Consider the following 8,171-nt stretch of genomic DNA (forward strand, 5'->3'; position numbering starts at 1 on the left):
CTAACAATCAACACCGGACCAATTAACATTCGGTTTTTTTGCATAATTAAATGGGAATACAGATTTTTGCGCACATTTATTACACAGTTTAATGGAAGATTTTTATTATATAAGTTCAGACGTTTTAGATATTGAGACCATAGCTACTATTAGCAATGAAAAATTGAAGCTGAAACTGTCTGATGAGGCCAAACTTAATATAAAAAAGTGCAGGGAGTTTTTAGATCATAAAATTGCTTCCGACAAAATACCGGTTTATGGCATTAATACGGGTTTTGGTTCCTTGTGTAATGTAAAAATTGCCGATACGCATTTAAGCAAATTGCAGGAAAATCTGGTAATGTCGCACGCATGTGGTACCGGCGATTTGGTACCCCGGGAAATCGTTAAATTGATGCTGTTGCTTAAAATTCAGTCATTGAGTTATGGGCACAGTGGCGTTCAGTTGGAAACGGTATGCAGATTGATAGATTTTTATAATGAAGACATCGTCCCGGTAGTTTACACTCAAGGCTCCCTTGGCGCATCGGGAGATTTGGCGCCTTTGGCCCATTTGTCGCTTCCGTTGCTTGGAAAAGGAGAGGTTTATTTTAAGGGAAAACGGATTTCTTCAGAAGAAGTTTACAAAGAAAAAAAATGGAAACCAATCGAACTTCAGTCTAAAGAAGGGCTGGCATTGCTTAACGGAACTCAGTTTATGAGTGCTTATGGCGTGTGGTGCATTATAAATGCCTATAAACTTTCGTACCTGGCCGATCTTATCGGGACCATGTCGCTGGATGCATTTAACGGACTTACAGAGCCTTTCAATAAATTGATTCATTTAGTGAGACCACACCGCGGACAAATAAAAACGGCCGCCCGTATTCTAAGTTTTATTGAAGGAAGCGAAATTTCCCAACAGAAAAAAATACAGGTTCAGGATCCTTATTCGTTTAGGTGTATGCCGCAAGTGCACGGGGCCTCCAAAGATGTGCTTGCCCATGTGCGGAAAGTGTTTAAAACCGAAATAAACTCGGTAACCGATAACCCGAATATTTTTGTGGAACAGGACGAGATTGTCTCCGGCGGTAATTTTCATGGGCAACCTTTGGCAATGGCCCTTGATTATCTGGGAATAGCGCTTGCCGAATGGGGAAGTATCTCCGAAAGGAGAACGTACCAATTGATATCCGGGCAAAGGGGACTTCCTTCCTTTTTGGTGAATGATCCCGGCTTAAATTCCGGTTTAATGATACCGCAATACACGGCCGCCAGTATTGTAAGCCAGAACAAACAACTGGCCACTCCTGCAAGTGTAGATACCATTGTTTCTTCAAACGGACAAGAAGATCACGTAAGCATGGGGGCCAATGCAGCTACCAAATGCTACAAGATTATGCAGAACATTAAATCGATTTTGGCCATAGAATTGTTAAACGCTTCTCAAGCCTTGGCATTTAGGCGTCCGGCAAAATCTTCTAAAACCATAGAAAAGCTTTTTAAAGCATATACGCAACAAGTACCTTTTGTTGATGAAGACCGTATTTTTCATGACGATATTGTAAAAACTATTGCTTTTATGGAGCAATATCCCATCAATAAAGAGATATTTCAGGATTAAGTTTAAGTATTATTGAAGACTACTTCGTGAACCCTAGATTGTTATTGACTGAAATGCCCTAGGGTAGATAACTGAGTGGGAATCGATTTCTATGGAGTGAACAAGCTGTACTAATAATTCTTTTCAGCTAATTTTTCTACGGATATGGTCAATGTGTTCAAATTATTTATGTCAACTTTAAGTGAATTTCATTGAATCAATAATTAAAAAAGCATACTGATGAAAAATAAATGGTTGATAGCACTCATGATGATTACAGTTTTTATGATTGTTTCCTGCAAGCAAAATAAAACAGCACCTTCAAAGACAGAGACGCCTAACGAGGACATAATGGAAAGCAAACAAGAGGGCATGGAGCAGGCCAGGGAATGGAAAGGCGAGCGACAAGAAGCTGTTGATACCGCTTCGAGCGATACCGCAAAGAAGGACACGCAAAAAAAGGACAGTACGGCAAAGAACTAACATTTATAGGTATGAAGCAGAATTGTTCTGTTCTTCAAGGGCATAAAAAAAACCGGCTAAGCCGGTTTTTTTATTAGATATCAATATTGTGTGCTGTTTATCATTCAAATGGCTTATACTTGAATTTTTGGCCACCTACCGATAAATCTGCCATTAGCCCTTTTTTGGGTTTTGTAAATACAGCAACCCCGTCGTTGTAATTGGCATTTTTGGCAGCTCCTTTTTTTACAGCTATTGCCGAAGCTTCGGCAGAAAACTTATAAACCCCTTGTTTAAATTCGTTAAGGGCATCTTCGGTTTCAAAAAATATAATCTCGGTAATCTCCTGGCCACCGGCCTGAAGCCCCACATCTATTTTTTTAAGGCTCGCTATTCCCACGGCGGCACCATTTTCATAAACTACACCATTTCCAGAGGCTCCCCCTACAATAAAGGCTCCTTCACCAACATTTGGGAAGATAACGTACCCAGAGGCATTGTCAAAAAAATGTTCAAGGCCACTATCTGCCTTTTGTAGTTCTTGCCTGGCCGTTTCGGCATCAGATATAATTTTTTGGTCTTTCTCGCTTTGCGAAAAGCCTATAAATGTTATAAATAAACAAATTATTGTTGAATACAATTTTAATGTCTGCATAATAAAAAAGTTTTTATATTAATACTCTTTTTAATTTTTCTGGAATTATAAATCGTTTAAATTCAGTGTTTTAAAGATATAACAAAATTTCCATATTTATTAACAATTTATAGTTTAAGATTGGTCATTATTAACGCTTTCGATGTTTTTTTTAATGCAATCGTCATCAAGTATTATTGTTTAGTTTATGGAATGGACAGAGGCTCCAACTTCACCTTAAAAAAAAAGCAAAATATAAATTCTGTTACAACAATCATTGATTTGGTTACATATGGATGCAAGAATCCATAGAACTTTGTAGTGTATCATTTTTTAAAAAATTAAAAATATAGAGCTATGAACAACGAAAAAGTATGGTTAGTAACCGGGGCATCAAAAGGATTGGGGTTGGTCCTAGTGCAAAAATTACTGAACAAGGGCTATAAGGTAGCGGCTACTTCAAGAAATAAAGAAGCCCTGCTAAGTGCAGTAGGGGAGGGCAATAACTTTTTACCTCTTCAGGTAGATTTATTGAGCGAACAAAGTGTTTTATCGGCAATTAAAAATATTATCCAAAAATTTGGAAAGATAGACGTAATTGTAAACAATGCCGGTTATGGGCAAATAGGCACATTGGAAGAGTTGACCGATCGCGAGGCTCGACAGAATTTCGAGGTAAACGTATTTGGTTGTTTAAATGTTATACGCAATGCCATGCCACATTTACGTGCCAATAAGGGAGGCAGTATATTCAATATTTCTTCCATAGCCGGATTTATAGGAACGTTTCCGGGCTGGGGAATTTATTGTGCCACAAAATATGCCGTTGTAGGTTTTACAGAAGCTTTGGCGGCAGAGGTTAAATCTTTTGGGATTAGTGCAACCATTGTTTATCCCGGATATTTTAGGACAAATTTTCTGCAAGAGGATTCTTTAAGTCGCCCTAAAAAACCGATAAGCGATTATACAGAGGCTAGAGAGTTGGAGTTAAAACATATAAACGAAATACAAGGGAACCAGTTAGGAGACCCCGAAAAGGCTGCCACTGTACTTATTGAGGTGGCAGAGAATGGAAATCCGCCACAACATTTGTTTTTAGGGCAGGATTCTTATGATATGGCTCATGCAAAACTGGAGCAGGTCCAAAAAGACATGACGGCATATCGGGCCTTGGCAACAACCACGGCTTACGATCGTTAAAAAAGTATGTTTGAACCCATGTTCAAATGGCCTTTTCTATTTAGGGTATCTTTTTTAATGCATCACATTAATTTTTTAGATCAACCATATTTAAAAATTAACATTATGAACAAATTTCAAACAAAGACCATAGAAGAAACAAAAGATTATATTGGAACCTGGATTACTAGGGAAGGTGATATCTTACACGAATTATTTCCCAATTACCGCTATGAGCAGGCAAGGGGAACAGAAAAAAAAGTATTTCAAGGCACATACCGCGTTACCGGAAATAGAATAGATTATATTGACGACTCTGGTTTTACGGCCGAGGGGGAAATTAAAAACGGAATGTTATTTCATGGGTTTATGGCTTTTCTGAAAGCAAATTGATTGTTAAATTTACAAAAGAAGATGAAAATGTATAAATTTAAAACCATTAGCGACTATCATCAGTTTGTAAGCCTACCAAAACCGGAGCATCCGTTGGTGAGCTTGGTGAATTATGGCAACTTACGCTACCCTTTGGATCTTCGGGAAATACGGTGGACTCAAAATTATTATTCCATCGGACTAAAAAGAAATGTAAGGGGAAAACTAAGGTACGGGCAACAGGAGTACGATTTTGATGAAGGAATCCTGTCGTTTATAGCTCCGCAACAGGTATTGCATGTAGAACTCGACCAAAGCTCTCCGGTTAAGGCAACGGGATGGCTTTTATTGATCCACCCTGATTTTTTATGGAATACCTCTTTGGCCAGAAAGATTAAAAACTATGATTTTTTTGGTTATGCTGTTAATGAGGCACTGTTTATGTCGGAAAAAGAAGAACATATGATGATTGGCATTCTCAAGAACATCCAAAGAGAATATAGATCGAGCATAGATAAATTCAGCCAGAACATTATTGTTTCCCAAATTGAAGTCTTGTTGAATTATGCCGAGCGTTATTACCAACGGCAGTTTATAACGCGTAACATTGCCAATAACAGGGTTTTAAGTCAAATGGAAGATTTATTGTCGGGTTATTTTGACAAGGAAGAAATTATGGAAAAAGGACTTCCAACCGTGCATGATGCCGCCGAACAATTGCACATGTCGCCAAATTATTTAAGTAGCATGTTAAAAACCCTTACCGGGTTGAATGCCCAACAGCATATCCATGAAAAATTAATAGAAAAGGCCAAGGAAAAACTTTCAACAACGGGTTTATCGGTTAGTGAAATAGCTTATACCTTGGGCTTTGAGCATTCTCAATCGTTTAGCAGGCTTTTTAAGAGCAAGACAAAACTTTCGCCCCTAGCTTTTAGAAAACTGTACAATTGATTTATTTTTTTATGTAACATTTTAATAAATTGTACTACTAACCCAATAAATCAATTAATACATATTTTATTATGATAGCACATGAAATAGATTACCAAATATATGGCGAAGAAATGCAATATGTGGAAATAGAATTGGATCCACAAGAAGCCGTTGTTGCAGAAGCAGGAAGTTTTATGATGATGGACAGTGGGTTGCAAATGGATACTATTTTTGGTGATGGCTCTAACCAAGAACGCGGGGTTTTGGGTAAACTGTTCTCTGCGGGAAAGCGCTTGTTGACAGGGGAAAGTCTTTTTATGACCGCTTTTTTGAATACCGATATTGCCAAACGAAAGGTGAGTTTTGCCTCTCCATACCCAGGAAAAATAGTGCCTATAGACCTTACTAGGTACCAAGGTAAATTTATTTGCCAAAAAGATGCTTTTTTATGTGCTGCAAAAGGAGTCTCCATCGGGGTAGAATTTTCAAGAAGATTGGGGCGCGGTTTTTTTGGTGGCGAAGGCTTTATAATGCAAAAATTGGAAGGGGACGGAATGGCTTTTGTTCATGCTGGTGGTACATTGGCCAAGAAAGAACTGGCTCCAGGCGAGGTTTTAAAAGTAGATACGGGGTGTATTGTTGGCTTTACAAAAGACGTGGATTATAACATAGAATTTGTTGGGGGCATTAAAAATACGGTGTTCGGTGGCGAAGGGCTGTTTTATGCAACTTTACGCGGCCCGGGGGTGGTTTATATCCAATCGTTGCCATTTAGTAGGCTGGCAAGTCGTGTTTTTGCAGCCGCACCACAACAAGGAGGCAAAAATAAAGGAGAAGGCAGTATTTTAGGAGGTCTGGGAGATATGCTGGATGGCGATAATAGATTTTAATAATTGTCGCGAATCCATTCCAATAAAGGGGTCATATGTTTTTTTACATCAGTACTGCCGCCTCTGTAATGATTGTTCATAAAACTAAAAATAAGTGTTTCTCCCGATTTGGTTTTTAAATAACCGCTTAAACAATAATTATTGCTCAGCGTACCCGTTTTTGCATGGATATATGGTGTTGGATTTCCCTTAAAATAATTTTTAATCGTTCCGGTTTCCCCTCCCGTTGGAAAAATATCAAACAATTCGTCGGTCGGTATTTCTTTGTATAGTTTATTAAGTACAAATACCATGGATTGTGGTGTAAACAAATTATATCTTGACAAGCCAGAACCATCTACCCACCTTGGGTTTTGTGGTATGCCCGAAAGTTCATTATCCAATATATAATCTCTTGCCTTATTGCTGCTTAAAGTATCGCTTAACATAGAAGATGAAAGAATTAACAATTGTTCGGCAATAAAGTTATCGCTTACGTGCATCATTCTTTTATAAACCGTATCTGCTTTTATACCGTATAAAATGGTTTTTTCTCCTTTAGGAAATTCGTTTGTAATAGCTATAGGCTTTTCAACAATGTTTTCCAATATATGTTTCGTGGTAACGCTGTCGGTTATAAAGGGAATCTCAATGGTGTCTTTTTCTTCTGGGTCCATATAAAAATGGTTGTTTTTCATAGCCCTTTGGTACTTGGTCTTGGCTAGGGTTATGCTATCCTTAAATAGTAACGGCGAGGCATACAGCGAGTCGGTCTGTGCCAAGGTAACTACATTGCCATATAGCGGCAAAGGGTTTCTTTCTGGGGCATAATAAGCATCAAAGTCGTCCCAGGACCATCCCGGTCCGTAGCGGTGGTCGGTAATATTATTGTAATAAAGCCTGATATTGTTCTGGTTTTTTAAAAACTTAACTAGCGAGCTGTCCTTTACATAAGGGTGTAAAGTGGCGGGGTTTCCGAGCCCCTCGATATATAATTGCCTATCTTTTACTATGTATTTTAATACGGGAAGGTTTTCTGGTAATAAAGTATGGGCCGTATAGAGTGTAAATATTTTGGTATTGCTGGCCGGGGTAAAATACTTTTCGCCATTGTAATTAAAAATAGTATCGCCAGACTTAGGATTGTAAACAAAAAAGCCGGTAAACTGATTTTTAAAAAAGTCGGCTTCAAGCTTATCGGTGGTCGTTTTAACAAGGTTTCTATGGGAAGCGCAACCAATTGTAACAATGCTAAGAAAGAGAAGGAGGTTTTTTTTCATTTGATGCAAATAGTTTAAAAATGAAAATTAATAAAAAAATGAGGATAATGTAACGATATTTTTAATTTGCAGGAAAAATACTAACCATTCGTCGGAAAAATATTCGGTATGTAATATATTTTTTTATATTTGGTATCAACCTAAATCTTATTACTAATGTTTAAAAACCCCTTTTCCTTCCATGGAAGAATTCGCAGGACCGAATATGGATTAAGTGTAATAATAGCTGTCTTTGGCTATTTCTTGTCAATTTTTATAACCTCTTTATTAGTCACCCTAATTAAAACAGATGCTACAGGCATAAGTTTATTGTTTTGGGTTTTCTACATTCCGATAGCATGGTTTAATATAGCGCAAAACACAAAACGCTGCCATGACCTCGGAAATAGTGGATGGTACCAATTAATACCTTTGTATGGTTTTTGGCTTTTATTTGCCGAAGGAAACCCCGGCGGAAATGAATATGGCCCCAACCCTAAGACTATTGGCAATTATGAAGAACTATCTGAGATTGGAAATGCCTAACCTGTACTTGAGATTGCAAGTGAGTAAATTTAACAAATGAAAATTTATTTTAACGCTTATCCAACAATTTTGCTTAAATTATAGCGTTAACTTTAAACCAACCTAAAAATTTAAACTTGAATTAAAATGGCAAGAGCTATGTTTGAGTACACCAAAACGGTGTTGCAAAAGGTGAGTTTCGATCCTAAACTTTTTTGTAGAGAACTGGAAAAAGCCGCCAAAAGGTTACTACCTTACGAATTGGATGAATTAAGAATTTGGCTTAATTTTTACATTCAGGGAAAACCCGAACTTTCTAAATGTTTAATTTATTTCAAACAATAAAAAAAAAC

Annotated in this window: 10 protein-coding genes; 8 read left to right on the forward strand and 2 right to left on the reverse strand. The window is 37.6% G+C overall.

Annotated elements, in window-relative coordinates:
- The first annotated feature begins 91 nt into the window (after positions 1 to 91).
- The gene (hutH, locus tag UXI14_RS15670) at positions 92 to 1,603 is read left to right on the forward strand and encodes a histidine ammonia-lyase (protein ID WP_335966936.1); all 1,512 of its coding nucleotides are present in this window, start codon (positions 92 to 94) and stop codon (positions 1,601 to 1,603) included.
- Between the two features lie 219 nt (positions 1,604 to 1,822).
- Positions 1,823 to 2,065 (forward strand): hypothetical protein, encoded by a 243-nt coding sequence (locus UXI14_RS15675; protein WP_277900879.1) that lies wholly within the window; start codon positions 1,823 to 1,825, stop codon positions 2,063 to 2,065.
- Between the two features lie 100 nt (positions 2,066 to 2,165).
- Here UXI14_RS15675 and UXI14_RS15680 read toward each other — a convergent pair whose 3' ends face one another.
- A complete protein-coding gene (locus UXI14_RS15680; protein WP_335966938.1) occupies positions 2,166 to 2,699 on the reverse strand; it encodes a lipid-binding SYLF domain-containing protein in 534 nt (177 codons plus the stop codon).
- Positions 2,700 to 3,035: 336 nt separating this feature from the next.
- Between UXI14_RS15680 and UXI14_RS15685 the strand changes: the two genes are divergently transcribed.
- From UXI14_RS15685 to UXI14_RS15700, 4 genes are all read left to right on the forward strand, one after another.
- Positions 3,036 to 3,878, forward strand: a complete 843-nt coding sequence (locus tag UXI14_RS15685) for an SDR family oxidoreductase (RefSeq protein ID WP_335966939.1) — start codon at positions 3,036 to 3,038, stop codon at positions 3,876 to 3,878.
- A 105-nt stretch (positions 3,879 to 3,983) separates the two neighbouring features.
- Positions 3,984 to 4,250, forward strand: coding sequence for an Atu4866 domain-containing protein (locus UXI14_RS15690; RefSeq protein ID WP_277898874.1), 267 nt, complete (start codon positions 3,984 to 3,986; stop codon positions 4,248 to 4,250).
- A gap of 27 nt (positions 4,251 to 4,277) precedes the next feature.
- Positions 4,278 to 5,183, forward strand: coding sequence for a helix-turn-helix transcriptional regulator (locus UXI14_RS15695; RefSeq protein WP_335966940.1), 906 nt, complete (start codon positions 4,278 to 4,280; stop codon positions 5,181 to 5,183).
- A gap of 71 nt (positions 5,184 to 5,254) precedes the next feature.
- Positions 5,255 to 6,055 (forward strand): TIGR00266 family protein, encoded by an 801-nt coding sequence (locus tag UXI14_RS15700; protein ID WP_335966941.1) that lies wholly within the window; start codon positions 5,255 to 5,257, stop codon positions 6,053 to 6,055.
- Here the strand turns inward: UXI14_RS15700 and UXI14_RS15705 are convergent.
- Entirely contained in the window at positions 6,052 to 7,314 is a 1,263-nt protein-coding gene (locus tag UXI14_RS15705; RefSeq protein WP_335966942.1) for a D-alanyl-D-alanine carboxypeptidase, read from the reverse strand. The two genes, UXI14_RS15700 and UXI14_RS15705, sit on opposite strands and share 4 nt — an antisense overlap.
- Before the next feature lie 156 nt (positions 7,315 to 7,470).
- Here UXI14_RS15705 and UXI14_RS15710 point away from each other — a divergent pair, with 156 nt between their 5' ends.
- Together UXI14_RS15710 and UXI14_RS15715 are read left to right on the forward strand one after the other, a co-directional pair.
- Positions 7,471 to 7,839: a DUF805 domain-containing protein gene (locus UXI14_RS15710; RefSeq protein WP_335966943.1), complete on the forward strand. Its 369-nt coding sequence runs from the start codon at positions 7,471 to 7,473 to the stop codon at positions 7,837 to 7,839.
- 126 nt (positions 7,840 to 7,965) lie between these two features.
- Positions 7,966 to 8,163: a hypothetical protein gene (locus UXI14_RS15715; RefSeq protein WP_277898879.1), complete on the forward strand. Its 198-nt coding sequence runs from the start codon at positions 7,966 to 7,968 to the stop codon at positions 8,161 to 8,163.
- Positions 8,164 to 8,171: the final 8 nt, after the last annotated feature.

Origin of the sequence: Galbibacter sp. PAP.153, from assembly GCF_037029175.1 — a bacterium.
GTDB lineage: Bacteria > Bacteroidota > Bacteroidia > Flavobacteriales > Flavobacteriaceae > Galbibacter > Galbibacter pacificus.

Coding starts and splice junctions, on each gene's coding strand:
- UXI14_RS15700 (WP_335966941.1), top strand. CDS start 5,255: ATGATAGCACATGAAATAGATTACCAAATATATGGCGAAGAAATGCAA.
- UXI14_RS15695 (WP_335966940.1), top strand. CDS start 4,278: ATGTATAAATTTAAAACCATTAGCGACTATCATCAGTTTGTAAGCCTA.
- UXI14_RS15715 (WP_277898879.1), top strand. CDS start 7,966: ATGGCAAGAGCTATGTTTGAGTACACCAAAACGGTGTTGCAAAAGGTG.
- UXI14_RS15705 (WP_335966942.1), bottom strand. CDS start 7,314: ATGAAAAAAAACCTCCTTCTCTTTCTTAGCATTGTTACAATTGGTTGC.
- UXI14_RS15710 (WP_335966943.1), top strand. CDS start 7,471: ATGTTTAAAAACCCCTTTTCCTTCCATGGAAGAATTCGCAGGACCGAA.
- UXI14_RS15680 (WP_335966938.1), bottom strand. CDS start 2,699: ATGCAGACATTAAAATTGTATTCAACAATAATTTGTTTATTTATAACA.
- hutH (WP_335966936.1), top strand. CDS start 92: ATGGAAGATTTTTATTATATAAGTTCAGACGTTTTAGATATTGAGACC.
- UXI14_RS15690 (WP_277898874.1), top strand. CDS start 3,984: ATGAACAAATTTCAAACAAAGACCATAGAAGAAACAAAAGATTATATT.
- UXI14_RS15675 (WP_277900879.1), top strand. CDS start 1,823: ATGAAAAATAAATGGTTGATAGCACTCATGATGATTACAGTTTTTATG.
- UXI14_RS15685 (WP_335966939.1), top strand. CDS start 3,036: ATGAACAACGAAAAAGTATGGTTAGTAACCGGGGCATCAAAAGGATTG.